This is a genomic window from Citrobacter sp. RHBSTW-00887 (assembly GCF_013728095.1).
Lineage (GTDB): Bacteria > Pseudomonadota > Gammaproteobacteria > Enterobacterales > Enterobacteriaceae > Citrobacter > Citrobacter braakii.
In genome coordinates this window covers 348,037-373,236 of the sequence record NZ_CP056267.1, presented here as the reverse complement: position 1 = coordinate 373,236, position 25,200 = coordinate 348,037, and the positions used below count along the sequence as shown (strand labels likewise).

The window sequence follows — 25,200 nt, the reverse complement described above, 5'->3', positions numbered from 1 at the left end:
GCGACGGGAAGTGAATCGATATTGTTTATGTATGAGTTACGTAATTTTCTTACGTGAATGCGATTACACTCACAAGTTTCCCGCCAAAAACACTCTCCATTAACGTTTTAAGAACATTTTCCACAACAAAAAAGGGTTTCCTGCCATAATATCCGCCTCTTTGTGACAGGAGTCGCAGCGCATTCGGTTATCCGTGATTTTCCCGGATGCGTAAATCTATGAGCCTTGTCGCGGTTAGCAATCCCTAAAAAACCTTACTATTCCAGGTAATACATATTGGCTAAGGAGCAGTGAAATGCGTGTGAACAACAGTTTAACCCCGCAAGATCTCAAGGCTTATGGTATCAATGACGTTCAGGATATCGTTTACAATCCAGACTACGACACGCTTTTCCAGGAGGAACTTGATCCAAACCTGGAAGGTTATGAGCGTGGCGTGTTAACAAACCTGGGCGCCGTTGCCGTTGATACCGGTATCTTTACCGGACGTTCGCCAAAGGATAAGTATATTGTCCGTGACGACACCACGCGCGACACGCTCTGGTGGTCCGACAAAGGTAAAGGTAAGAACGACAACAAACCGCTCTCCCCGGAAACCTGGCAGCATCTGAAAGGATTAGTCACCCAGCAGCTTTCCGGCAAGCGTCTGTTTATCATTGATGCATTCTGCGGCGCTAACGCCGATACCCGCCTTTCCGTACGCTTCATTACCGAAGTAGCCTGGCAGGCGCATTTTGTTAAAAACATGTTCATCCGCCCAAGCGACGAAGAGCTGGTTGATTTCAAACCTGATTTCATCGTGATGAATGGCGCTAAATGCACTAACCCGCAATGGAAAGAGCAGGGTCTGAACTCCGAAAACTTCGTGGCTTTCAACCTGACTGAGCGTATCCAGTTGATTGGTGGCACCTGGTACGGCGGCGAAATGAAGAAAGGTATGTTCTCCGTAATGAACTACCTGCTGCCGCTGAAAGGCATTGCCTCCATGCACTGCTCGGCAAACGTCGGGGAAAAAGGTGATGTGGCAGTCTTCTTTGGCCTGTCCGGCACAGGAAAAACAACGCTGTCCACCGATCCGAAACGCCGCCTGATTGGCGATGACGAACACGGCTGGGATGACGACGGCGTGTTTAACTTTGAAGGCGGTTGCTACGCGAAGACCATCAAACTGTCTAAAGATGCCGAGCCGGAAATCTACAACGCAATCCGTCGTGACGCGCTGCTGGAAAACGTCACCGTGCGCGCAGATGGTTCCATCGACTTCGACGACGGTTCCAAAACCGAAAACACCCGCGTGTCCTACCCGATTTATCACATCGATAACATCGTTAAGCCGGTGTCAAAAGCGGGTCACGCCACCAAAGTGATCTTCCTGACCGCCGACGCGTTTGGCGTGCTGCCGCCGGTCTCTCGTCTGACGGCAGACCAAACCCAGTACCACTTCCTGTCTGGCTTCACCGCCAAACTGGCCGGTACCGAACGTGGCGTCACCGAACCAACCCCAACCTTCTCAGCCTGCTTTGGCGCAGCATTTCTGTCACTGCACCCAACGCAGTACGCAGAAGTACTGGTGAAACGTATGCAGGCGGCAGGTGCGCAGGCATATCTGGTTAACACCGGCTGGAACGGTACCGGCAAGCGTATCTCTATCAAAGATACTCGCGCGATTATCGACGCTATCCTGAACGGTTCGCTGGATGACGCAGAAACGTTCCGTCTGCCGATGTTTGACCTGGCTATCCCAACCGAGCTGCCGGGCGTGGATACTCGCATTCTCGATCCGCGTAATACCTATGCTTCTCCGGAGCAGTGGCAGGAAAAAGCCAACGCACTGGCGAAACTGTTTATCGAGAACTTCGAGAAATACACCGATACCCCTGCGGGTGAAGCGCTGGTTAGCGCCGGACCGAAGCTGTAACGAAGAGTGCCGGATGGCGGTTTCGCCTTATCCGGCCTACAGCAACAAAAAGGGAGGCATTTCGCCTCCCTTTCTTATGCGTCTTTCGTGATGCCCTGCGCGCGAGTGAAGGGAACCGGAAGCCAGGCGCGGATCGACAACCCTCCTCGTTCACTGGTGCCAATTTCCAGCATACCGTTATGGTTATCGATAATACGCTGCACAATCGCCAGACCCAGGCCCGTGCCGCTGGTACTACGCGCGCTGTCGCCGCGGACAAACGGCTGGAACAGGTGTTTACGCTGCTCCGGCTTGATGCCCGGACCATCATCTTCTACCTGGAACCAGGCGCGATGCGTCACCGTACCGCTGCTGACCTTAATCCAGCCGTTGCCGTAACGGGCGGCGTTAACCACCATATTGGCAACCGCACGCTTGATCGACAGCGGGTGCATTTTCACCTGAATGCTGCCCGGCAGCAGCGCAGTTTCGATTTCACGTTCATAGCCGCTTTCCGCTGCGACCACTTCGCCTAACACCGAGTTCAGATCCGCCATCTCCATCGGCATCTCCTGACCAGTACGCAGATAATCGATAAACTGCTCGATAATGGCATTACACTCTTCGATGTCCTTATTGATGGACTCCGCGAGATAACCATCCTCTTCGCCCATCATTTCGGTCGCCAGACGAATACGCGTCAGCGGAGTACGTAAATCGTGGCTCACGCCCGCCATTAACAGCGTACGGTCATCGGCCAGTTGCTTCACCCCCGCGGCCATATGGTTAAAGGCTCGGGTAACGGAGCGCACCTCTGAAGCGCCATACTCACGCAGCGGCGGCGGAATGATACCTTTCCCCACCTGCAGCGCCGCATGTTCAAGATCCACCAGCGGTCGGTTCTGGATACGGATAAACAGCCACGCGCCACCGATAGCCAACAGCATAATCGCCAGCGTGTAGCGGAACAGCGGTGAGAAATCGCCCTGATGGATCTCCGTCAGCGGCACGCGTACCCAGATATTGGGCGACAGCCAGGTTTTCAGCCATACGACCGGCGAGCTTTTGTTCACCTCAACGCGGACTTCCGTCGGACCGCCCAGCTGCTGCGCCATCTGATGGCTTAAGAATTCATAGTGTTGCGCCCAACGCAGTCCAGCTTCTTCAGCGGCCTCGTTGGAATAGAGGGAAATACCCAGCTCACGATAAATTTCCCGGCGGAATGCGGGCGGCACCACCAGTTGCGTACCGTCCTCCAGCTGCAGTTTATCGGTCATCAGCATACGAACTTCGTAGGCCAGGACCTTATTAAACTGCTGGAGGCTCGGCAGTATCGCGAAGTTCAGCACTACCAGGTAAGTCGTCACCAGGCTGGCAAACAGCAAGGTGACGATGAGCAATAACGTGCGGGCAAACGAACTTCGTGGCGAGAAGCGCATTCGCCTCATGCTTTAGAACCGTCCGGAACAAAGACGTAGCCGAGACCCCACACGGTCTGAATGTAGCGCGGATGCGCCGGGTCCTCTTCCACCATACGGCGCAGACGAGAAATCTGGACATCGATAGAACGCTCCATCGCCGAATATTCACGACCACGGGCCAGGTTCATCAGCTTGTCGCGGGACAGCGGCTCGCGCGGGTGGCTTACCAGCGCTTTCAGTACCGCAAATTCCCCGCTGGTGAGCGGCATTGGCTCATCTTCACGGAACATTTCACGCGTACCGAGGTTCAGTTTAAACTTACCAAAAGCAATGACCGCTTCTTCCTGAGAAGGCGCGCCCGGCAGTTCGTTCGCCTGACGACGCAGTACAGCGCGAATACGCGCCAGCAGTTCTCGCGGGTTAAACGGCTTCGGAATGTAATCGTCAGCGCCGATTTCCAGTCCAACGATACGATCGACTTCTTCACCCTTCGCCGTGACCATAATGATCGGCATCGGGTTGCTTTGACTGCGCAGGCGACGGCAAATAGACAGGCCATCTTCTCCCGGCAGCATTAAATCCAGCACCATCAGGTGAAAGGACTCACGGGTCAGCAGACGATCCATCTGCTCAGCGTTAGCGACGCTTCGAACCTGGAAGCCCTGCTCGGTCAGATAACGCTCCAGAAGCGCACGCAAGCGCATGTCGTCATCGACCACCAGAATCTTATAGTTCTCTTGCATTGTTATTACTCCCAAAGGTTCGCAACAATTAAGTGTATATTCTTAAGAAAGCTAACGTGAGTCACCAGCGAATTCTGGTATGAATTCCAGGCTAAATTGTTACAAAGCATATTAAACAGCAGCTTAAGTATACAATGTTTCTCGCAATACATTATTTATTCTGTTGATATGCTCGCGTAATACTAATTGTGCGCATCATCACAGAGTCGAAGGTAAAACAATAAGATGAAAACGCCCCTGATAACCCGCGAAGGGTATGAAAAACTCAAACAAGAGCTGAATTACCTCTGGCGTGAAGAGCGCCCGGAAGTCACCAAAAAGGTTACCTGGGCCGCAAGTCTGGGTGACCGCAGCGAAAATGCCGACTACCAGTATAATAAAAAGCGTCTGCGTGAGATCGACCGCCGTGTCCGTTATTTGACCAAGTGCATGGAGAATTTGAAAATCGTTGATTACTCCCCGCAGCAAGAGGGCAAAGTCTTCTTTGGCGCGTGGGTCGAGATTGAAAATGACGATGGCGACATCCGTAAATTCCGTATTGTCGGCTACGATGAGATCTTCGGTCGTAAAGATTACATTTCTATCGACTCACCGATGGCGCGGGCGCTGCTGAAAAAAGAGGTCGGCGATCTCGCGATAGTCAACACCCCTGGTGGTGAAGCCAGCTGGTACGTGAACGAAATTGAATACGTTAAGTGAGACCGGAACAATCCGAAGCCCCGGTAGATGACTGGCATTTTTGCCAGTCAATCCGTATAACTATCCCCTGATTTTTTATCCTATAGACGAAGCTATCCATGATGAATGATTCTTTCTGCCGCATTATCGCAGGTGAAATTCAGGCTCGTGCTGAACAGGTAGAAGCTGCCGTTCGCCTGCTTGACGAAGGGAACACCGTGCCGTTTATCGCACGTTATCGTAAGGAAATCACCGGCGGTCTGGACGATACGCAACTGCGTAATCTGGAGACCCGTCTGGGATATCTGCGTGAACTGGAAGACCGCCGTCAGGCAATCCTGAAATCTATCGGCGAGCAAGGCAAACTGACCGACGATTTGGCGAACGCGATCAACGGCACGTTAAGTAAGACCGAACTCGAAGATCTCTATCTGCCGTACAAACCTAAGCGCCGCACCCGTGGGCAGATAGCCATTGAGGCCGGACTGGAGCCGCTGGCAGATCTGCTGTGGAACGAACCATCCCACGACCCAGAAACAGAAGCTGCAAAATATCTCAACGCTGAAAACGGCGTGGCCGATACCAAAGCCGCCCTCGATGGCGCACGCTACATTCTGATGGAGCGCTTCGCCGAAGACGCTGCGCTGCTGGCAAAAGTGCGTGATTATTTGTGGAAAAACGCCCACCTGGTTGCCGCCGTGGTTAGTGGTAAAGAAGAGGAAGGCGCTAAGTTCCGCGATTACTTCGATCACCACGAACCTATTTCTACCGTTCCATCCCACCGTGCGCTGGCCATGTTCCGTGGTCGTAATGAAGGCGTGTTGCAGCTTTCACTAAATGCCGATCCGCAATTCGATGAGCCGCCAAAAGAGAGCCACGGCGAGCAGATTATCCAGGATCACCTGGGACTGCGCCTGAACAACGCTCCCGCTGACAGCTGGCGTAAAGGCGTTGTTAGCTGGACGTGGCGCATCAAAGTGCTGATGCACCTTGAAACTGAGCTGATGGGTACCGTGCGTGAACGTGCAGAAGATGAAGCGATCAACGTCTTTGCCCGTAACCTGCATGACCTGCTGATGGCCGCCCCGGCCGGGCTGCGCGCCACAATGGGTCTCGATCCGGGTCTGCGTACCGGTGTAAAAGTGGCGGTGGTTGACGGTACCGGCAAGCTGGTCGCGACCGACACTATTTATCCGCATACCGGCCAGGCAGCCAAAGCCGCCGTTGCCGTGGCGGCGTTGTGTGAAAAATACAACGTTGAGCTGGTCGCGATTGGTAACGGCACGGCGTCGCGCGAAACCGAGCGTTTCTTCCTCGACGTGCAGAAACAATTCCCGAAAGTGACCGCGCAGAAAGTGATTGTCAGCGAAGCTGGGGCATCGGTTTACTCTGCTTCCGAGCTGGCGGCGCTGGAGTTCCCGGATCTCGACGTTTCGCTGCGTGGCGCGGTGTCTATCGCCCGTCGTTTGCAGGATCCGCTGGCGGAGCTGGTGAAAATCGATCCAAAATCTATCGGCGTGGGCCAGTATCAGCACGATGTTAGCCAGACGCAACTGGCGCGCAAGCTGGATGCGGTGGTGGAAGACTGCGTGAACGCCGTCGGCGTCGATCTGAATACCGCTTCCGTGCCGCTGCTGACCCGCGTTGCTGGCCTGACGCGCATGATGGCGCAAAACATCGTCGCCTGGCGCGATGAGAACGGTCAATTTCAGAACCGTCAGCAACTGCTAAAAGTTAGCCGCTTGGGGCCAAAAGCCTTTGAACAATGCGCGGGCTTCCTGCGTATCAACCATGGCGATAACCCACTGGATGCATCTACTGTTCACCCGGAAGCTTATCCGATTGTGGAACGCATTCTGGCCGCAACCGAGCAATCGCTGCGTGACCTGATGGGCAACAGCAACGAACTGCGCAATTTGAAAGCAGCCGATTTTACCGACGAACGCTTCGGGGTGCCGACCGTCACCGACATCATCAAAGAGCTGGAAAAACCGGGCCGCGACCCGCGTCCTGAATTTAAAACCGCGCAGTTTGCTGATGGCGTAGAAACCATGAACGATCTGCTGCCGGGAATGATTCTGGAAGGGGCAGTCACTAACGTCACGAACTTCGGCGCGTTTGTTGATATTGGCGTTCATCAGGATGGTCTGGTGCATATCTCTTCATTGTCGAATAAGTTCGTCGAAGATCCACACACCGTGGTGAAAGCGGGCGACATTGTGAAAGTGAAAGTGCTGGAAGTTGACCTGCAACGTAAGCGTATCGCACTGACCATGCGTCTGGACGAGCAGCCGGGTGAAACCAATGCGCGTCGCGGCGGCGGGAATAACGATCGCACTCAAAGCAATCGCCCGGCGCCAAAAGCCGCGAAACCTCGTGGTCGTGACGCACAGCCTGCGGGTAACAGCGCCATGATGGATGCGCTGGCGGCGGCAATGGGTAAAAAACGCTAGTGTGACTTTTTTGCCGGATGGGGGGATAACCTCCTTATCCGGCTGACTTGTCGCAATTAATTTGTAAGCCGGATAACACGCGTGAGCGTCGCCATCCGGCATATTAGTCTATTTCCCGCTTTCTACCGCCATATATTTATCACTTCATTAACAGATGAAACCTTAATTAAACATTAAGATCCTCACTAATTATTTCCGCTAATCATTCGTTCCCAACCAGAATAAATATTGAGGAATATCAAAATTGGCGCAAATTATTATCCAATTGTACATTCCGTCACATTTATTCTATTGATGATAGAAACCATTCTCATTATCATTGATCTGTTGATTATTTACTCTTTCCTTACGTTGGCTAATCATCTGGCCTCATGCCGCCTTGCCGCCCCATGAGGTAATCATCCAGTTAGCGAGATATAAGTAGGTCCCTATGCAATTCACTCCTGACAGTGCGTGGAAAATTACCGGTTTTGCCCGTGAAATCAGCCCGGCTTATCGTCAGAAACTGTTGTCACTTGGCATGCTACCCGGCTCCTCTTTCAACGTGGTACGCGTCGCCCCACTCGGCGATCCTATCCATATCGAAACGCGTCGCGTAAGTCTGGTATTGCGTAAGAAAGATCTGGCGTTATTAGAAGTGGAAGCGGTTTCCTGTTAATACAGTGAGTCTATAAAAATGAAAAAACTAACCATTGGTTTAATTGGCAATCCTAATTCCGGCAAGACTACTTTATTCAACCAGCTTACCGGCGCACGCCAGCGTGTAGGCAACTGGGCTGGCGTTACCGTTGAGCGTAAAGAAGGTCATTTCGCAACGACGGACCACCAGGTCACGCTGGTTGATTTACCCGGCACCTATTCTCTGACGACAATCTCATCCCAGACTTCTCTCGATGAGCAGATCGCCTGTCACTATATTTTAAGCGGCGACGCGGATCTCTTGATCAACGTGGTCGATGCTTCAAACCTTGAACGCAACCTCTACCTGACGTTGCAACTGCTTGAGCTGGGCATCCCCTGCATCGTCGCGTTGAATATGCTGGATATTGCCGAGAAGCAGCAAATCCGTATCGATATCGATGCCCTCTCCGCTCGCCTTGGCTGCCCGGTGGTTCCGCTGGTATCCACCCGCGCCCGCGGCATTGAAGCGCTGAAGCTGGCTATCGATCGCTACAAAGAAAACGACACCGTCGAGCTGGTTCATTATGCCCAGCCGCTGCTGCAGGAAGCGGATTCCCTCGCCGATGCGATGGCCAAAGATATGCCGTTAAAACAGCGCCGCTGGCTGGGCCTGCAGATGCTGGAAGGCGATATCTACAGCCGGGCCTACGCGGGTGATGCCGCGCAAAACCTTGATGCCGCCATTGCACGTCTGAGCGAGACAATGGACGATCCGGCACTGCATATCGCCGATGCGCGCTATCAGTGCATTGCCGCTATCTGCGATACCGTCAGCAACACCCTGACGGCAGAGCCGAGCCGCTTCACCACCGCAGTAGATAAAATCGTCCTCAACCGCTTCCTCGGGCTGCCGATTTTCCTGTTCGTGATGTACCTGATGTTCCTGCTCGCCATCAACATTGGCGGCGCGCTGCAACCGTTGTTTGACGTCGGCTCCGTAGCGCTCTTTATCCATGGGATTCAGTGGATTGGCTACACGCTGCACTTCCCGGACTGGCTCACTATCTTTTTGGCGCAAGGTCTTGGCGGCGGGATTAACACCGTGCTGCCACTGGTACCGCAAATCGGCATGATGTACCTGTTCCTCTCCTTCCTTGAAGACTCCGGTTACATGGCGCGCGCCGCGTTTGTAATGGACCGTCTGATGCAGGCGCTGGGACTGCCGGGCAAATCGTTTGTCCCGCTGATCGTCGGCTTTGGCTGTAACGTACCGTCAGTGATGGGCGCACGTACGCTGGACGCCCCGCGTGAACGTCTGATGACTATCATGATGGCACCGTTTATGTCCTGTGGCGCTCGCCTGGCGATTTTCGCCGTCTTTGCCGCAGCGTTCTTTGGTCAGAACGGTGCGCTGGCGGTCTTCTCACTGTACGTACTGGGCATCGTTATGGCGGTATTGACCGGTCTGATGCTCAAACACACCATCATGCGTGGCGAAGCAACGCCGTTCGTGATGGAGCTGCCGGTGTACCACGTGCCGCACATTAAGAGTCTGATTATTCAGACCTGGCAACGCCTGAAAGGCTTCGTTCTGCGTGCGGGTAAAGTCATCATCATCGTCAGCATTTTCCTCAGCGCGTTTAACAGTTTCTCGCTGAGTGGAAAAATCGTCGACAACATCAACGACTCTGCTCTGGCTTCCGTCAGCCGCGTAATCACGCCGGTCTTCAAGCCGATTGGCGTTCACGAAGATAACTGGCAGGCAACCGTAGGTCTGTTCACCGGCGCGATGGCGAAAGAAGTGGTTGTCGGTACGCTGAACACGCTCTATACCGCAGAAAACATTCAGGAAGAAGAGTTCAACCCGGCAGATTTCCACCTCGGTGACGAGCTGCTCGGCGCGGTAGATGAGACCTGGCAAAGCCTGAAAGACACCTTCAGCCTGAGCGTACTGGCTAACCCTATTGAAGCCAGCAAGGGCGACGGTGAAATGGCTACGGGTGCAATGGGCGTGATGGGCGAAAAATTTGGCAGCGCTGCCGCCGCTTACAGCTACCTGATTTTCGTGCTGCTGTATGTGCCGTGTATTTCGGTAATGGGCGCTATTGCACGTGAATCCAGCCGTGGCTGGATGAGCTTCTCGATTCTGTGGGGCCTGAACATCGCCTACTCTCTGTCGACGCTGTTTTATCAGGCGGTCAGCTACAAAGAGCACCCGACCTACAGCCTGGTGTGCATTTTAGCTGTCATCCTGTTTAACATTGTGTTGCTGGGCCTGCTGCGTCGAGCTCGCAGTCGCGTGGATCTCGCACTGCTGGCGACCAACAGGACGGCAAGCTCCTGTTGTTCCAGCACCACTGGCGACTGCCACTAAGGTTATCGACAATGGCATCGCTTATTCAGGTTCGTGATTTATTGGCTTTGCGGGGACGCATGGAGGCAACTCAAATTAGCCACACGCTGCACACCCCGCAGCCCATGATTGACGCCATGCTGAATCAGTTAGAAAAGATGGGCAAAGCGGTGCGGATTCAGGAAGATGCCGACGGGTGTCTTTCCGGAAGCTGCAAGAGTTGTCCGGAAGGTAAAGCCTGCCTGCGCGAGTGGTGGGCTTTGCGCTAGTTCGATGCCGGATGGCGCTATGCTTCCGGTCTAAAAATGACTGCAAACGCCCTGGCCGGATAAAGCGTTTATGCTGATATCCGGCTTTTTGCGTAATGGATTCCACAAAGATGTCTCTGTTTCAGCAAAGCAGATCTATCCTCCAGCCTGTCGCGCATCGTTATCAACTCGTGAATGATTACTGGCGACCAGGGAAGTAGAGTCTCGTCATCTTGTTTCTCAGGTGACGGATCGCCATGAATACTGACACGACTGCTACGCCGCATGACGCGATTTTTAAAACGTTCTTAAACCACCCTGCTACCGCACGCGACTTTCTTCGGCTCCATCTTCCAGCCTCTTTGCAAAAACTGTGCGATCTGAACACGCTACAACTGGAATCGGGCAGCTTTATTGAGGACGATTTGCGCGCGTACTATTCCGATGTGCTGTGGTCATTAAAAACCCGCGAAGGCGATGGCTATATTTACACCATCATTGAGCATCAGAGTACCGCCGATGCCCATATGGCATTTCGGCTGATGCGTTATGCTATTGCGGTCATGCATCGTCATTTGGCTGCAGGTCACAAGAAACTCCCGCTGGTGATACCCATGCTTTTTTATCATGGCGCGGCTAGTCCATACCCCTACTCACTCTTCTGGCTGGACGAATTTGACGACCCAAAGGCCGCCAGACAACTTTATACCTCAGCGTTTCCACTGATCGATATCACCGTGGTTCCCGATGACGAGATCATGCAGCATCGCCGGATGGCGCTGTTGGAACTCATCCAAAAACATATTCGTAAACGCGATTTGATGGGGCTGGTAGAAAAACTGGCCATCCTGATTATTAAAGGACACGCTAATGACAGCCAGTTGAAAGCCTTGTTTAATTATCTAATGCAGGTCGGGGACACCGCACATTTTACCGAGTTTCTTCATGAGGTCGCCGAACGTTTACCCCAACATAAGGAAAAGTTGATGACTATCGCCGAAAGATTACGACAAGAAGGGCATCTTAATGGTCTTCAGGAAGGTCATATGAAAGGGTTACAAGAGGGGTTACAAACGGGCTTGCAACAAGGTAAACGAGAGGAAGCTTTACGTATTGCATCAACCCTGCAGGCTGATGGTATCGATCCGCTGACCATCTTCAGAATTACCGGCCTGACCGCTGAGGATCTGGCTACGCGCAGCCATTAATCTCAAGCCCGGTAAGCGCGGCTCTACCGGGCAACACAACAGATTTATAGGCGTTTTTTTAACGCCACCAGCGCTGCGCAGAACTCTGCAGGATGCGAGATAAACGGTGCATGCGCCGCTTTAGCAAATATCAACGACTCGCTATGCGGCCACAGGGCATCGAGCATTGGGACCACTTTGCGCGGAACCAGTCCATCGAGATAGCCGTACAACCGCAGAAAAGGCATGTCCACAGCGCACAGAGGCTCACGCAGATCGACCGTTTTCAGAATCTCCAGTCCGCCATTGAGCACCTCGACCTTCGGCATGGGTAACGCCAGCACTGTTTTCTTCAGTGCTCGCGCATCCTGACGCGCGGTGTCCGTGCCCATCGTCTGCAACGCCAGAAAACGTTCCACCGTACGCTGGAAATCTTCGCTCAACTGCTGCTGGAAACCTGCCAGCACTTCTGGCTTGATACCCGGCCACTCGTCGCGCGCGCTAAAGCAAGGGGAAGACGCCACGGTCACCAGCGCCTGAACACGTTCAGGATGGGTTAACGCCACCTGGCTTGCGACCAACCCGCCCAGACTCCAGCCGAGCCAGATGGCTTTCTCCGGTGCCTGTTTTACTACCCGCTCAGCCATCTCTTCCAGCGACATTGCGCCGAACCCCTGGCTGCGACCAAATCCCGGTAAGTCGACAAGATGCAGCGTGAAATGCGAACTCAATTCCTCGCTTATGCAATGCCACACTTGCGCATTCAGTCCCCATCCGTGCAGCAGCACAAGATGGCAATTTCCCGAACCCTGGGTCTGCCACCAGATGTCATTCATCAGTTATTGTTCTCTTTTAGCCTGAAAGGATGCTTCTATGCTAACAGTACCGGGATTGTGCTGGCTATGCCGAATGCCCCTGACGTTAGGGCATTGGGGGATCTGTTCAGTCTGCACACGGGCAACGCATCAGCACGTCAGCCGGTGCCCTCAATGTGGACTCCCTGCCGCGCATACCGTCGTTCCCTGCGGGCGCTGTCTGCAAAAACCACCGCCGTGGCAGCGACTGGTTACCGTCAGCGACTATGCTCTGCCGTTGAGCGGGCTTATCCACCAGCTCAAGTTTTCCCGACGTGGCGAAATGGCCCCCGCTCTTTCACGCTTGCTGTTGCTGGAGGTATTACAGGCCCGGCGCGTCAGCGGTCTTCCTCTGCCGGACAGGCTCGTCAGCGTCCCGCTCTGGCAACGTCGGCACTGGCGCAGAGGGTTTAATCAGAGCGACTTACTGTGTCGTCCCCTGGCACGCTGGCTGGGCTGCGACTGGGACAGCCGGGCCATCACGCGGGTTCGGGCAACCGCCACACAGCACCATCTCAGCGCCCGATTACGTAAACGTAACCTGAAAAACGCCTTTCGCCTTGAATTGCCAGTGCAGGGACTCCATATGGTCATTGTGGATGATGTCGTCACTACCGGAAGTACCGTCGCGGAAATCGCGCAGCTGCTTTTACGCAACGGCGCGGCGACTGTCCAGGTATGGTGCCTGTGTCGAACCTTGTAGAGCCTCGATGATGGGCGTATTATAACCAAGTAAAATAGTCAACTATTAGGCCATTACTATGATCCATATTTCCGATGCTGCACAAGCGCACTTTGCCAAACTGCTGGCAAATCAGGAAGAAGGGACACAAATCCGCGTATTTGTGATTAATCCCGGCACGCCTAACGCTGAATGCGGCGTTTCTTATTGTCCGCCGGACGCCGTGGAAGCAACCGACACCGCCATTAAATTTGACCTGCTGACCGCATATGTTGATGAACTGAGCGCACCGTATCTGGAAGATGCAGAAATCGATTTCGTTACCGACCAGTTAGGCTCCCAACTGACCCTGAAAGCACCAAACGCCAAAATGCGTAAAGTTGCCGATGATGCGCCGCTGATGGAACGCGTGGAGTACATGCTGCAATCGCAGATCAACCCACAGCTGGCAGGTCACGGTGGTCGCGTCTCTCTGATGGAAATCACCGATGAAGGCTACGCTATTCTGCAGTTTGGCGGCGGATGTAACGGCTGTTCAATGGTGGATGTAACGCTGAAAGAAGGTATCGAGAAGCAGCTGCTGGCTGAATTCCCTGAACTGAAAGGCGTTCGCGATTTAACCGAACACCAGCGCGGCGAGCACTCTTACTACTAACGCCCCAACCTGTAGAGTTTCCGTAGGCCCGTTAAGACGCATCCGCGCCGCCATCGGGCCTTGATGCCGGATGGCAGCGTAATCGCTTTATCCGGCCTACAACCTTGCATTTATCCGCATATTTCCTGCAACAATCCCCCTCATAATTTGACCAGCCTCTCATAATTTAAATTTTGCCTGCCCAGGTGATTTTCAAGCGCCGTATGTTACCCGTATCATTCGCATCAGCACCTAACACACACATAACAGCCAGCTAAACTGATTAGTTTTGAAGGCAACCAGCATTGGTGCTGAGAATGCTCTGTTCCCGGTCGGGACAATCGGAATTTGTCATCTAAACACTGACGTTACCCATAACAAAGTAAAGGCCAGGTAAATCATGCCATTAGTCATCGTTGCTATCGGTGTAATCTTGTTACTCCTCCTGATGATCCGTTTCAAAATGAACGGTTTCATCGCTCTCGTCCTGGTGGCGCTTGCTGTCGGATTGATGCAAGGGATGCCACTGGATAAAGTCATCGGTTCGATTAAAGCCGGTGTCGGCGGAACCCTTGGCAGCCTCGCCCTGATTATGGGTTTTGGCGCCATGCTGGGCAAAATGCTGGCGGACTGCGGCGGCGCACAGCGCATCGCAACCACCCTGATTGCTAAATTCGGCAAAAAACATATTCAGTGGGCGGTGGTATTAACCGGCTTCACCGTCGGTTTTGCCCTGTTCTACGAAGTCGGCTTCGTGCTGATGCTGCCGCTGGTGTTCACCATCGCCGCTGCTGCCAACATCCCGCTGCTGTATGTTGGCGTGCCGATGGCTGCTGCGCTGTCCGTAACTCACGGCTTCCTGCCACCGCACCCAGGTCCGACTGCTATTGCCACCATTTTCCATGCAGATATGGGTAAAACCCTGCTGTTTGGTACGATTCTGGCAATCCCGACCGTTATTCTCGCTGGTCCGGTGTACGCTCGCTTCCTGAAAGGCATCGATAAGCCAATCCCGGAAGGTTTGTACAGCGCGAAAACGTTTACTGAAGAAGAGATGCCTGGCTTTGGCGTCAGCGTCTGGACCTCCCTGGTACCGGTTATCCTGATGGCGATGCGCGCCGTGGCGGAGATGATTCTGCCAAAAGGCCACGCTTTCCTGACGGTGGCAGAATTCCTGGGTGACCCGGTTATGGCAACGCTTATCGCGGTGCTAATTGCGATGTTCACTTTTGGTCTGAACCGTGGACGTTCGATGGATCAGATCAACGACACGCTGGTGTCCTCCATCAAAATCATCGCGATGATGCTATTGATCATCGGTGGTGGCGGTGCATTCAAACAGGTCCTGGTGGATAGCGGCGTGGACAAGTACATCGCGTCAATGATGCACGGTTCAAACGTTTCTCCGCTGCTGATGGCATGGTCTATCGCTGCGGTACTGCGTATCGCACTGGGCTCCGCAACCGTTGCGGCGATCACCGCTGGTGGGATTGTGGCACCGCTGATTGCAACGACCGGCGTAAGCCCTGAGCTAATGGTTATTGCGGTTGGTTCCGGTTCCGTCATTTTCTCCCACGTGAACGATCCGGGCTTCTGGCTGTTCAAGGAGTACTTCAACTTGACCATCGGTGAAACCATCAAGTCATGGTCAATGCTGGAAACCATTATCTCCGTCTGCGGTCTGGTAGGGTGTCTGCTGCTGGGTATGGTGGTCTGATATAACTGTGCCGGGTGGCGCTTCGCTTACCCGGCCTACCTGCTATCACCCTAAAAAAACCGGGGAAATCCCCGGCTTTTTTACTTCTTCTTCGCGGCCGCTTTTCGGCGCTTATCCAAATCCTTAATCAGCTTGTTCACACCGTCATCGGCAAACATCTGCTCCAGCGTGGCGGTGAGCTTACGCCGCCAGTTTTTGTACTGGTCGCTGGTCCCGGGAATATTGACAGGCTCAGCCATATCCAGCCAGTCTTCCGGTTGCAGGCCCAACAGCGCACTGTTGCTGTCAGCGATGTAGCGTTGCATGCCGCGATTAAGAATCGGCGTCATCGACATCAGTGACGCCTTGTGACCAGCACGTTTTGGCAGGCACCCGTATTTGTGCAGCGCGTCCAGCAGCCCCTGTTTCGCCAGTTCTCTGTCCTGATACAACCCACGCAGCACGACTTCATCCGGGTACAGACCCAGCGCCTTACCCAGCGTCAGATCGCCGCTATCCCAATAACCTTTAAGCGTAGGAAGGTCATGCGTCGCCGCGACTGCCATTGATTGTTCCGGGTACGCTTTCGGCGCGCGGAAATTTTTCTCATGGTCATTCTCAAAATAAAGCACTTTGTAGGAGTACACGCCGCTGTCACGCAGCTTGCTGACGATCTCTACCGGCACAGTCCCCAGATCTTCACCAATTACCATGCAGTGATGACGTTTACTTTCCAGCGCCAGAATTGAAAGCAGATCGTCGACCGGATAATGCACGTAGGCGCCGTGATCGGCAGTTTCACCGTAAGGGATCCACCACAGACGCAGCATCGACATAACATGGTCGATACGCAACGCACCGCAGTTCTGCATATTGGCACGCAGCAGTTCGATAAACGGTTCGTAAGCGCGTGCCGTGATGATATGCGGATCCATCGGCGGCAATCCCCAGTTTTGCCCGAGCGGACCGAGAATATCCGGCGGTGCGCCAACCGAGGCTTTCAGGCAATACAACTCGCGGTCGCACCAGGTTTCCGCCCCGCCTTCGGCCACGCCGACAGCCAGATCGCGATATAATCCAATCGGCATCGCAAAGCCCTGGCTGGTTTTCCAGCAGTCAGCAAACTGGGTATACGCCAGCCACTGCAACCACAGGTAGAAATCCACTTCATCACGATGCTCTTCGCAAAAGCGTTTTACCTCTGGCGAATCCACCGACTGGAAAGCTTGCGGCCACACCGGCCAGCCCCAGCGCAGTGCGTCCTCTTTCACCTGATGCGCATGCAGCGCGTCAAAGGCCGCCTGCCAGTACAGGCTATCCCCTTCCTGAGTCACAAACTGGCGAAATGCCGCCATCTGCTCATCGTCACGTGCAGAGAAGCTTTTCCATGCCATACGCAGCGCTGTCATCTTCAATGCGGTAACGGCAGAATAATCAACCCACTCGGTATCACGCGCGCGTTGCAGAGCTTGCTGAGTCGCGGGTTTCTGCCACCAGGCCTGCGCCTCTTTACTCAGGCGAAAATCGTCTACTGCGTTCACATCTATATAAATAACGTTCAACCAGCGGCGTGACGACGGGCTGTACGGACTGGCACTCTCCGGGTTCGCCGGATACAGCGCGTGAATCGGATTCAGGCCGATAAACGCGCCGCCGCGTTGCGCCACCTCCACCAGCATGGCACGGAGATCGCCAAAGTCGCCAATCCCCCAGTTTTTTTCTGAACGCAGGGTATAGAGCTGAACGCATGCGCCCCACAGCTTTTGCCCGGCTAACAGCGTCTGCGGCTCATAGCAGCGTTTCGGCGCGACGATGATGCGGCAATGGGTACGCAACTCCCCCTGGGTTAGGGTAAGCGTGTGATACCCTTCCGGCAGCTTCGCCGGAAGGTTGAACGATTTACCGCCGACGGCATGTCCTTTGTGCTGCACGCCCTCTTCGGTGGTCAGCAGCCAGGTAAACTCTCCGCGTCCCTCAACTGCCAGCGGCATTTTCTTACCAGCGGTATAAACCATGACATTCGGCACCGGGGTCACCGCCACCTGAGCGGTGGCGGTGGAGCGATGCATAGCGTCAAGCAAACGCCGCTTGGTTTCGACGCCAATAGACTGCGGTTTACCGTGGGCATTAATGTAATTGGGGCTGATCCCCGCCGCCAACGCGGCATTATCCAGACGTTTGCTTTCCATCGCGGTTCCTTAACGTTTCGCCTGCCAGATACGAGTCTGATAATCGCGGATGGAGCGATCCGAACTGAACATGCCGCAACGCGCGGTATTCAGAATCGCCGCCCGGGTCCAGGCTTCCTGGTCACGATACAACACGTCAACCTGCTTCTGGGCTTCAACGTAGGCCGCGAAGTCCGCCATTACCAGATACGGGTCACCGCCCTGCTTGCCAATACTGTGCAGCATCTGGTCGAAAGCATGTTTATCACCGTCGCTGTATTTCCCGCTTTCCAGCTCTTTCAGAACAGCATCCAGCACTTTATCTTTCTTACGCCATTTCACCGGGTCGTAACCTTTGGCCTTGAGCGCCTTCACCTCTTCCACGGTATGACCAAAGATAAAGATATTCTCGTCACCTACCTTCTCGGCGATTTCGACGTTTGCGCCATCCAGCGTACCGACGGTTAACGCACCGTTCAGCGCCAGCTTCATGTTACCGGTGCCGGAAGCCTCTTTCCCTGCGGTGGAGATTTGCTCAGAGATATCCGCCGCTGGGATCAACATTTCCGCCGCCGAGACACAATAATCCGGCAGGAATACGACCTTCAGCTTGTCGCCCACTTGCGGGTCGTTATTGATGGTTTCTGCAACCTTGTTAATGGCGAAGATGATATTTTTCGCCAGGTAGTAACCCGGAGCGGCTTTCGCGCCAAACAGGAATACGCGCGGCACGCGATCGGCCTGCGGGTTCTCACGGATTTCTTTGTATAACGCCAGAATATGCAGCAAGTTGAGGTGCTGACGCTTGTACTCATGCAGGCGTTTAATCTGAATATCAAAGAGAGCGTTAGTCGTTATCTCAATACCGGTACGCGCTTTAATAAACTTCACCAGACGCACTTTGTTCGCCAGCTTGATGTCACGATACTGCTGACGAAACTTCGCGTCGTCGGCGTATTTTTCCAGGTTAATCAACTGATCGAGGTCGTTGGCCCACTCTTTTTTCAGCGATTTATCCAGCAGCGCGGCAAGTGCCGGGTTGCACTGCTTAATCCAGCGACGCGGAGTAATCCCGTTAGTGACGTTATGGAATTTGTTCGGCCAGAGCTGATGATATTCCGGGAACAGATCCTTCACCACCAAATCGGAGTGCAGCGCCGCCACGCCGTTAACCGCAAAGCCGCTGACCACGCACATGTTGGCCATACGCACCTGTTTGTTGTGCACCACCGCCAGCTTCGCCCAAACTTCAGCGTCACCCGGCCAGGTTTTATCGACCAGCTTCTTAAAGCGGTCGTTAATCTCTTTGATGATTTGCATATGGCGCGGCAGTAGTGCTTTCACCAGCTTCTCGTCCCAGCACTCCAGCGCCTCTGGCATCAAAGTGTGGTTGGTATAAGCAAAGGTCTTACTGGTAATAGCCCACGCATCGTCCCAGCTCATCTGGTGCTCATCAATCAGCACACGCAGTAGCTCAGGGATGGCGATGGTCGGGTGAGTATCGTTGAGCTGAATCACCTCAAAATCAGCCAGCTCATGCAGTTTACGCCCTGCCAGATGATGGCGGCGCAGAATGTCAGCTACGGAGCAAGCGCACTGGAAGTATTGCTGCATCAGGCGCAGCTTTTTACCCGCGGTGTGGTTGTCGTTCGGGTACAGCACTTTGGTGAGTTTTTCAGCGTCGATGCCCTGCTGCTCTGCGCGCAGGAAATCGCCGTCATTAAATTTGGTCAGGTTAAACGGATGCGCGTGACTGGCCTGCCACAGACGCAGCGGTTGCGCCACGCCGTTACGGTAGCCGAGAACCGGTAGATCCCAGGCCTGGCCGGTGATAACAAACCCCGGCTCCCAGTGCCCTTCTTTGGTGACCTTGCCGCCAATCCCTACTTGCACATCCAGTGCTTCGTTGTGACGGAACCACGGATAGCTGCCGCGATGCCAGTCATCCGGGGCTTCCATCTGCTGCCCATCGGCAAACGACTGACGGAACAGGCCGTACTGGTAGTTGAGACCATAGCCCGTCGCCGATTGACCGACTGTCGCCATCGAATCAAGGAAGCAGGCCGCCAGGCGCCCCAATCCACCGTTACCCAGCGCCGGGTCGATCTCTTCTTCCAGCAGGTCGGTCAGGTTAACGTCATGCGCTTTCAGCTCATCGCTCACGGCCTGATACCAGCCGAGATTGAGTAAGTTGTTGCCGGTCAGACGGCCAATCAAAAACTCCATCGAGATGTAGTTAACATGGCGCTGATTTTTTGCCGGCTTCGCCGCAGGCTGGGCGCTGAGTAACTCAGCCAACGCCCCACTCACTGCCTGCCACCACTGGCGCGACGTCATTTCTTGAGCCGACAGTAAACCGAAGCGCTGCCACTGACGCGTCAGGGCAGCCTGAAATTGATCTTTGTTGAAAGTAGGCTGTGACATAGGGGTTCCAGATCCTTAGGTAATAAAACAACGTTATCGCTAGTTTGCCAGGCTCGTTGTTGACCTTCCTCATCCTGGCACGGATTAGGCAGGGAGGAGGAGCGGGGATGAGCATAAAAGTGTGATCGCTGCCACTTAAAGGGGGTGTTATCGCCCGTAAATTCGCGTAAGTCCGGCATAACGCCCCTGTAATGCCCAACGGACGACGCATTAATAACAAGAGATAAATCGACAATATCAAATAGAGGGGTGACGATGGGAAACAATCTGTAAACAGAGAAATAGTTTCTAACCTGAAATATCCAAGGTGGATAAGATAATTCACATAAAACTTTTAAGTCGGCCACAAAATTCGGCTCTTTACATTAAGCAACTGAGTAACCTTATAAAAAGGGAGGTATTTTTCGGCTCAGCCAAAATACCGACGGATCCAGTCGCCACGCCTGTTGTGACTCTTTAAAGCAATTAATATAATAGATGTTTAGATTTGTGACATAGTGCAAAATCAGACACACAAAAAGTCCTCTTAGCTTGCATAAAACACTAATCTGGCCGACCTTATATCTATTAATTACGAAGCGCAAAAAAAATCATTTTTCCCCATTTTCACACAGTGAAGTGACTAACTTATGTTGATTCCGTCTAAATTAAGTCGTCCGGTTCGACTCGACCATACGGTGGTTCGTGAGCGCCTGTTGGCTAAACTTTCCGGCGCGAACAATTTCAGGCTTGCCCTGATAACAAGTCCTGCTGGTTATGGAAAAACAATGTTGGTTTCACAATGGGCAGCGGGGAAGAACGACTTAGGCTGGTACTCTCTGGATGAAGGCGATAATCAACAAGAGCGCTTTGCCAGCTATCTGATCGCCGCTATCCAGCAGGCAACCGGTGGACACTGCACCACCAGCGAAGCGATGGTGCAAAAGCGCCAATACGCCAGCCTGACGTCACTGTTTGCGCAGCTATTTATTGAACTGGCCGAGTGGCACCGCCCGCTCTACCTGGTAGTGGATGATTATCATCTCATCTCCAATCCGGCAATTCACGAAGCGATGCGTTTCTTCCTGCGTCATCAGCCTGAGAACCTCACGCTGGTCGTGCTGTCGCGCAACCTGCCGCAGTTGGGTATTGCCAACCTGCGAGTACGCGATCAGTTGCTGGAGATAGGCAGCCAACAGCTGGCGTTTAACCACCAGGAAGCCAAACAATTTTTCGATCGACGTTTGTCCTCGCCTATCGAAGCGGCAGAAAGCAGCCGGATGTGCGATGACGTTGCTGGCTGGGCCACGGCGTTACAGCTGATTGCCCTCTCCGCCCGCCAGAACAACCACTCTGCACACCAGTCCGCACGCCGCCTCGCCGGGATCAACGCCAGCCATCTGTCCGATTATCTGGTTGATGAAGTGCTGGACAGCGTCGACCTCGGCACCCGTCACTTCCTGCTGAAAAGCGCCATTCTGCGCTCAATGAACGACGCGCTGATCGTCCGGGTCACTGGGGAAGAAAACGGCCAGATGCGGCTGGAGGAGATTGAGCGCCAGGGATTATTCTTGCAGCGGATGGATGACGTCGGTGAGTGGTTCAGCTACCACCCGCTGTTTGGCAGCTTTTTACGCCAGCGCTGTCAGTGGGAACTGGCAAGCGAACTGCCCGAAATACACCGCGCCGCCGCTGAAAGCTGGATGGCGCAAGGCTTCCCCAGCGAAGCTATCCACCACGCGCTGGCGGCCGGCGACGCCCATATGCTGCGCGATATCCTGCTTAACCATGCGTGGGGACTGTTTAACCACAGCGAATTGACATTACTGGAAGAGTCGCTGAAAGCCCTGCCGTGGGAAAGTCTGCTGGAAAATCCGCGTCTGGTTCTGCTGCAAGCCTGGCTGATGCAAAGCCAGCACCGCTACGGCGAGGTTAATACCCTGCTGGCGCGCGCTGAGCAGGAAATGAAAGGCGACATGGAACCGACGCTGCACGCCGAATTTAACGCCCTGCGTGCGCAGGTCGCGATTAACGACGGAAATCCTGACGAAGCCGAGCGCCTGGCAAAGCTGGCGCTGGATGAGTTACCCATCGCCTGGTTCTATAGCCGTATCGTCGCCACCTCGGTACATGGTGAAGTCCTGCACTGTAAGGGCGATCTCACGCGTTCTCTGGCGTTGATGCAGCAAACCGAGCAAATGGCGCGCCACCATGACGTCTGGCATTACGCACTGTGGAGTTTAATCCAGCAAAGCGAAATTTTGTTTGCCCAGGGCTTTTTACAGGCCGCCTGGGAGACTCAGGAAAAAGCGTTTCAGCTGATCAAAGAGCAGCATCTGGAACAGTTGCCGATGCACGAGTTCCTGGTGCGTATTCGCGCGCAGCTGCTGTGGGCATGGGCGCGCCTGGACGAATCGGAAGCGTCTGCCCGCGCGGGTATTGAACTGCTTTCCACATTCCAGCCGCAGCAACAGCTACAGTGCCTGGCGCTGCTGATTCAATGTTCGCTGGCCCGGGGGGATCTGGATAATGCGCGTAGCCTGCTCAACCGCCTGGAAAACCTGCTGGGTAACGGCCACTATCACAGTGACTGGATCTCGAACGCCGATAAAGTACGGGTGATTTACTGGCAAATGGTGGGCGACAAAAATTCGGCCGCCAACTGGCTGCGCCACACGCCGAAACCGGAATTCGCCAATAACCACTTCCTGCAAAGCCAGTGGCGCAACATCGCCCGCGCGCAGATCCTGCTGGGCGAGTTTGAACCGGCTGAGATTGTGCTGGAAGAGTTGAATGAAAATGCGCGCAATCTGCGCCTGATGAGCGATCTGAACCGTAACCTGCTGCTGCTTAATCAGCTCTACTGGCAGGCAGGGCGCAAAAATGACGCACAGCGTGTGTTACTCGACGCGCTGCAGCTGGCGAACCGCACCGGATTTATCAGTCACTTTGTCATTGAAGGTGAGGCCATGGCGCAGCAACTGCGTCAGCTGATTCAGCTCAATACCTTACCGGAACTCGATCAGCACCGCGCCCAGCGTATTTTGCGTGAGATTAACCAGCATCACCGCCATAAATTCGCCCACTTCGATGAGGGGTTCGTTGAGCGTCTGCTTACTCACCCGGAAGTACCGGAGCTTATCCGCACCAGCCCGCTGACCCAGCGCGAATGGCAGGTTCTGGGACTGATTTATTCGGGCTACAGCAACGAGCAGATCGCCGGAGAATTGGCCGTCGCGGCAACGACCATCAAGACGCACATCCGCAATTTGTATCAAAAGCTCGGCGTCGCACACCGCCAGGATGCGGTGCAACATGCGCAGAAACTGCTGAAAATGATGGGGTATGGGGTTTAGTTAATGCCTGATACGCTACGCTTATCAGGCCTGGAATTAACTTAGCACAGCTCTAACTGAATATGATGGTCCGCAATAACCTGCATCACGCCAGCTGGCGGCAACGTGTCGGTATACACCGCATCCACCATGCTGATACTGCCCATATTCACCATCGCGTTACGCCCAAACTTCGAGTGATCCACCACCAGCATCACATGCCGTGAATTCTCAATAATCGCGCGCTTGGTGCGAACTTCGTGATAATCAAACTCCAGCAGGGAGCCATCGCTATCGATACCGCTAATCCCTAAGATGCCGAAGTCCAGGCGGAACTGAGAAATAAAGTCGAGGGTCGCTTCGCCCATAATACCGCCGTCGCGGCTACGCAGTTCGCCACCGGCGAGTATGATGCGGAAATCCTCTTTCGCCATCAGCGTATTCGCCACATTGAGGTTGTTGGTCACAATGCGTAAATTGCTGTGATTGAGCAGCGCGTGAGCCACCGCTTCCGGCGTGGTGCCGATATCAATGAACAACGTAGAACCGTTCGGGATCTGCGTGGCAACTTTGCGGGCAATGCGCTCTTTTTCCGCCGTCTGTGTCGCTTTACGGTCATGCCACGGGGTGTTGACCGAGCTGGAGGGCAGCGCCGCGCCACCGTGATGGCGCAAAATCATGTTCTGATCGGCCAGATCGTTAAGATCGCGGCGAATCGTCTGCGGGCTGACGGAGAAATGCTCCACCAGCTCCTCAGTACTGACGTATCCCTGTTTCTTTACCAGCTCGATGATCGCGTCATGTCGTTGTGTTTGCTTCATTATTGTTCCCTGAAATTACGTTCGTTTTCGTACATTCATAGTATCGGCAAACGCCATTGCCAGACCCACGGCCAGCCCGGCGATATGTGCGCCGTTCGCCATCGACATGCCGAACACATCAAACCAGCCGGCAACAATCCAGATCAAAGCAAAGATAATCAAACCACGCTGCAGGAAAATACCACTTTGTGGATCGCGCTCACCGCGCAACCACACATAACCCATCAGCGCATATACCACGCCAGACAGCCCACCAAACCACGGGCCGCTAAATTTCTGCTGAACGTAGCCGCTTAGCAGGGCGCTGATCACGGTAATTACAATCAGTTTTCCGCTGCCCAGACGCTTTTCTACCGCACCACCGAGATACCACCACCACAGCAGGTTGAACAGAATATGCATCAGCGAGAAGTGCATAAAAGCGTGGGTGAAATAACGCCAGAATTCAAATTTCAGCGAAGGGTCAAACGGCCATGCCAGCCAGAGCATCACGGTCTGGTCGCCCAGCGTGTTCATCGCGATAAACACCAGCACACACGCGGCCATCACCACCCAGGTTACCGGGCCTGCGCGTTCGCGCAATGTTGCCAGGAACGGATAACGCTGATAGCGCAGACCGCTGTCGGTATGACCCGACTGCCAGCTTGCCGCGAGGTAACGCGGATCGCCTGGATTCTCCAGAAACCGTGCCAGCTCAGCATGCACGCGCTCAGCCTGGGACTCATCCGCCAGCCAGACATCCGTTTGCTGATGTTGTTGAATCGTCAGGATAACGCCCTGTGTCGCCATATAATCAACAAATGCCTGCGCCACGCGGGGGTTAGCAAAAGAGGTAATCATCAACATGGTTGCTGTCGCTTATTCCACACAAAAGAGGACAGTATATATACCCTTCTTACTTCGAGCTGCATCTTTGTTGGCTTTCCTCACTCACTCCGGTCACGTACTGTTCGTACGCTCCCGGAGATTCGCTGCGTCGCCGTCGCGATGCAACTCGAATTAATTT

18 protein-coding genes are annotated in these 25,200 nt (G+C 54.0%); 11 read left to right on the top strand and 7 right to left on the bottom strand.

All coding sequences use genetic code 11. The annotated features are described in order from the left end of the window. Positions 1–295: 295 nt before the first annotated feature. Complete coding sequence (gene pckA / locus HV314_RS01660; protein WP_016154801.1) at positions 296–1,918, top strand: phosphoenolpyruvate carboxykinase (ATP); 1,623 nt, start codon at positions 296–298, stop codon at positions 1,916–1,918. 74 nt (positions 1,919–1,992) lie between these two features. Here the strand turns inward: pckA and envZ are convergent, their stop codons facing one another. After that, on the bottom strand, positions 1,993–3,345 hold the full coding sequence (gene envZ, locus HV314_RS01655; protein WP_181547185.1) for a two-component system sensor histidine kinase EnvZ: 1,353 nt from the start codon (positions 3,343–3,345) through the stop codon (positions 1,993–1,995). Further along, positions 3,342–4,061 carry an osmolarity response regulator transcription factor OmpR gene (gene ompR / locus HV314_RS01650; RefSeq protein ID WP_001157751.1) on the bottom strand — a complete coding sequence of 240 codons (720 nt, stop codon included), beginning with the start codon at positions 4,059–4,061 and terminating at the stop codon, positions 3,342–3,344. Before ompR ends, envZ begins: the two co-directional genes overlap by 4 nt. Before the next feature lie 225 nt (positions 4,062–4,286). On the opposite strand from ompR, the gene greB reads away from it, so the two are divergent. From greB to HV314_RS01620, 6 genes are all read left to right on the top strand, one after another. After that, positions 4,287–4,760, top strand: a complete 474-nt coding sequence (gene greB / locus HV314_RS01645; protein WP_016154802.1) for a transcription elongation factor GreB — start codon at positions 4,287–4,289, stop codon at positions 4,758–4,760. A gap of 98 nt (positions 4,761–4,858) precedes the next feature. Continuing rightward, a complete protein-coding gene (locus HV314_RS01640; RefSeq protein ID WP_016154803.1) occupies positions 4,859–7,192 on the top strand; it encodes a Tex family protein in 2,334 nt (777 codons plus the stop codon). Between the two features lie 430 nt (positions 7,193–7,622). Beyond that, complete coding sequence (gene feoA, locus HV314_RS01635; protein ID WP_003023519.1) at positions 7,623–7,850, top strand: ferrous iron transporter A; 228 nt, start codon at positions 7,623–7,625, stop codon at positions 7,848–7,850. Between the two features lie 18 nt (positions 7,851–7,868). Then, on the top strand, positions 7,869–10,187 hold the full coding sequence (gene feoB / locus HV314_RS01630; RefSeq protein ID WP_016157644.1) for a Fe(2+) transporter permease subunit FeoB: 2,319 nt from the start codon (positions 7,869–7,871) through the stop codon (positions 10,185–10,187). An 11-nt stretch (positions 10,188–10,198) separates the two neighbouring features. Then, entirely contained in the window at positions 10,199–10,435 is a 237-nt protein-coding gene (gene feoC, locus HV314_RS01625; RefSeq protein ID WP_003023516.1) for a [Fe-S]-dependent transcriptional repressor FeoC, read from the top strand. A gap of 236 nt (positions 10,436–10,671) precedes the next feature. Next, positions 10,672–11,622 (top strand): Rpn family recombination-promoting nuclease/putative transposase, encoded by a 951-nt coding sequence (locus tag HV314_RS01620; RefSeq protein WP_181547183.1) that lies wholly within the window; start codon positions 10,672–10,674, stop codon positions 11,620–11,622. A 44-nt stretch (positions 11,623–11,666) separates the two neighbouring features. Here the strand turns inward: HV314_RS01620 and bioH are convergent, their stop codons facing one another. After that, positions 11,667–12,437 (bottom strand): pimeloyl-ACP methyl ester esterase BioH, encoded by a 771-nt coding sequence (gene bioH, locus HV314_RS01615; protein WP_016157646.1) that lies wholly within the window; start codon positions 12,435–12,437, stop codon positions 11,667–11,669. A gap of 37 nt (positions 12,438–12,474) precedes the next feature. Between bioH and gntX the strand changes: the two genes are divergently transcribed. From gntX to gntT, 3 genes are all read left to right on the top strand, one after another. Continuing rightward, positions 12,475–13,158 (top strand): DNA utilization protein GntX, encoded by a 684-nt coding sequence (gene gntX / locus HV314_RS01610; RefSeq protein WP_149382082.1) that lies wholly within the window; start codon positions 12,475–12,477, stop codon positions 13,156–13,158. A 58-nt stretch (positions 13,159–13,216) separates the two neighbouring features. Beyond that, a complete protein-coding gene (gene nfuA / locus HV314_RS01605; RefSeq protein WP_003023509.1) occupies positions 13,217–13,792 on the top strand; it encodes a Fe-S biogenesis protein NfuA in 576 nt (191 codons plus the stop codon). Positions 13,793–14,171: 379 nt separating this feature from the next. After that, positions 14,172–15,488, top strand: coding sequence for a gluconate transporter (gene gntT, locus HV314_RS01600; RefSeq protein ID WP_003023507.1), 1,317 nt, complete (start codon positions 14,172–14,174; stop codon positions 15,486–15,488). 80 nt (positions 15,489–15,568) lie between these two features. Here the strand turns inward: gntT and malQ are convergent, their stop codons facing one another. Then, positions 15,569–17,656 (bottom strand): 4-alpha-glucanotransferase, encoded by a 2,088-nt coding sequence (gene malQ, locus HV314_RS01595; protein WP_181547181.1) that lies wholly within the window; start codon positions 17,654–17,656, stop codon positions 15,569–15,571. Positions 17,657–17,665: 9 nt separating this feature from the next. Further along, on the bottom strand, positions 17,666–20,059 hold the full coding sequence (gene malP, locus HV314_RS01590; RefSeq protein ID WP_104652056.1) for a maltodextrin phosphorylase: 2,394 nt from the start codon (positions 20,057–20,059) through the stop codon (positions 17,666–17,668). Positions 20,060–20,688: 629 nt separating this feature from the next. Between malP and malT the strand changes: the two genes are divergently transcribed. Further along, a complete protein-coding gene (gene malT / locus HV314_RS01585) occupies positions 20,689–23,394 on the top strand; it encodes an HTH-type transcriptional regulator MalT (protein ID WP_181547179.1) in 2,706 nt (901 codons plus the stop codon). Positions 23,395–23,435: 41 nt separating this feature from the next. Here malT and HV314_RS01580 read toward each other — a convergent pair whose 3' ends face one another. Together HV314_RS01580 and glpG are read right to left on the bottom strand one after the other, a co-directional pair. Beyond that, on the bottom strand, positions 23,436–24,194 hold the full coding sequence (locus HV314_RS01580; protein ID WP_003023499.1) for a DeoR/GlpR family transcriptional regulator: 759 nt from the start codon (positions 24,192–24,194) through the stop codon (positions 23,436–23,438). Between the two features lie 15 nt (positions 24,195–24,209). Then, positions 24,210–25,040 (bottom strand): rhomboid family intramembrane serine protease GlpG, encoded by an 831-nt coding sequence (glpG, locus tag HV314_RS01575; RefSeq protein WP_016154811.1) that lies wholly within the window; start codon positions 25,038–25,040, stop codon positions 24,210–24,212. Positions 25,041–25,200: the final 160 nt, after the last annotated feature.

Coding starts and splice junctions, on each gene's coding strand:
- pckA (WP_016154801.1), top strand. CDS start 296: ATGCGTGTGAACAACAGTTTAACCCCGCAAGATCTCAAGGCTTATGGT.
- envZ (WP_181547185.1), bottom strand. CDS start 3,345: ATGAGGCGAATGCGCTTCTCGCCACGAAGTTCGTTTGCCCGCACGTTA.
- ompR (WP_001157751.1), bottom strand. CDS start 4,061: ATGCAAGAGAACTATAAGATTCTGGTGGTCGATGACGACATGCGCTTG.
- greB (WP_016154802.1), top strand. CDS start 4,287: ATGAAAACGCCCCTGATAACCCGCGAAGGGTATGAAAAACTCAAACAA.
- HV314_RS01640 (WP_016154803.1), top strand. CDS start 4,859: ATGATGAATGATTCTTTCTGCCGCATTATCGCAGGTGAAATTCAGGCT.
- feoA (WP_003023519.1), top strand. CDS start 7,623: ATGCAATTCACTCCTGACAGTGCGTGGAAAATTACCGGTTTTGCCCGT.
- feoB (WP_016157644.1), top strand. CDS start 7,869: ATGAAAAAACTAACCATTGGTTTAATTGGCAATCCTAATTCCGGCAAG.
- feoC (WP_003023516.1), top strand. CDS start 10,199: ATGGCATCGCTTATTCAGGTTCGTGATTTATTGGCTTTGCGGGGACGC.
- HV314_RS01620 (WP_181547183.1), top strand. CDS start 10,672: ATGAATACTGACACGACTGCTACGCCGCATGACGCGATTTTTAAAACG.
- bioH (WP_016157646.1), bottom strand. CDS start 12,437: ATGAATGACATCTGGTGGCAGACCCAGGGTTCGGGAAATTGCCATCTT.
- gntX (WP_149382082.1), top strand. CDS start 12,475: ATGCTAACAGTACCGGGATTGTGCTGGCTATGCCGAATGCCCCTGACG.
- nfuA (WP_003023509.1), top strand. CDS start 13,217: ATGATCCATATTTCCGATGCTGCACAAGCGCACTTTGCCAAACTGCTG.
- gntT (WP_003023507.1), top strand. CDS start 14,172: ATGCCATTAGTCATCGTTGCTATCGGTGTAATCTTGTTACTCCTCCTG.
- malQ (WP_181547181.1), bottom strand. CDS start 17,656: ATGGAAAGCAAACGTCTGGATAATGCCGCGTTGGCGGCGGGGATCAGC.
- malP (WP_104652056.1), bottom strand. CDS start 20,059: ATGTCACAGCCTACTTTCAACAAAGATCAATTTCAGGCTGCCCTGACG.
- malT (WP_181547179.1), top strand. CDS start 20,689: ATGTTGATTCCGTCTAAATTAAGTCGTCCGGTTCGACTCGACCATACG.
- HV314_RS01580 (WP_003023499.1), bottom strand. CDS start 24,194: ATGAAGCAAACACAACGACATGACGCGATCATCGAGCTGGTAAAGAAA.
- glpG (WP_016154811.1), bottom strand. CDS start 25,040: ATGTTGATGATTACCTCTTTTGCTAACCCCCGCGTGGCGCAGGCATTT.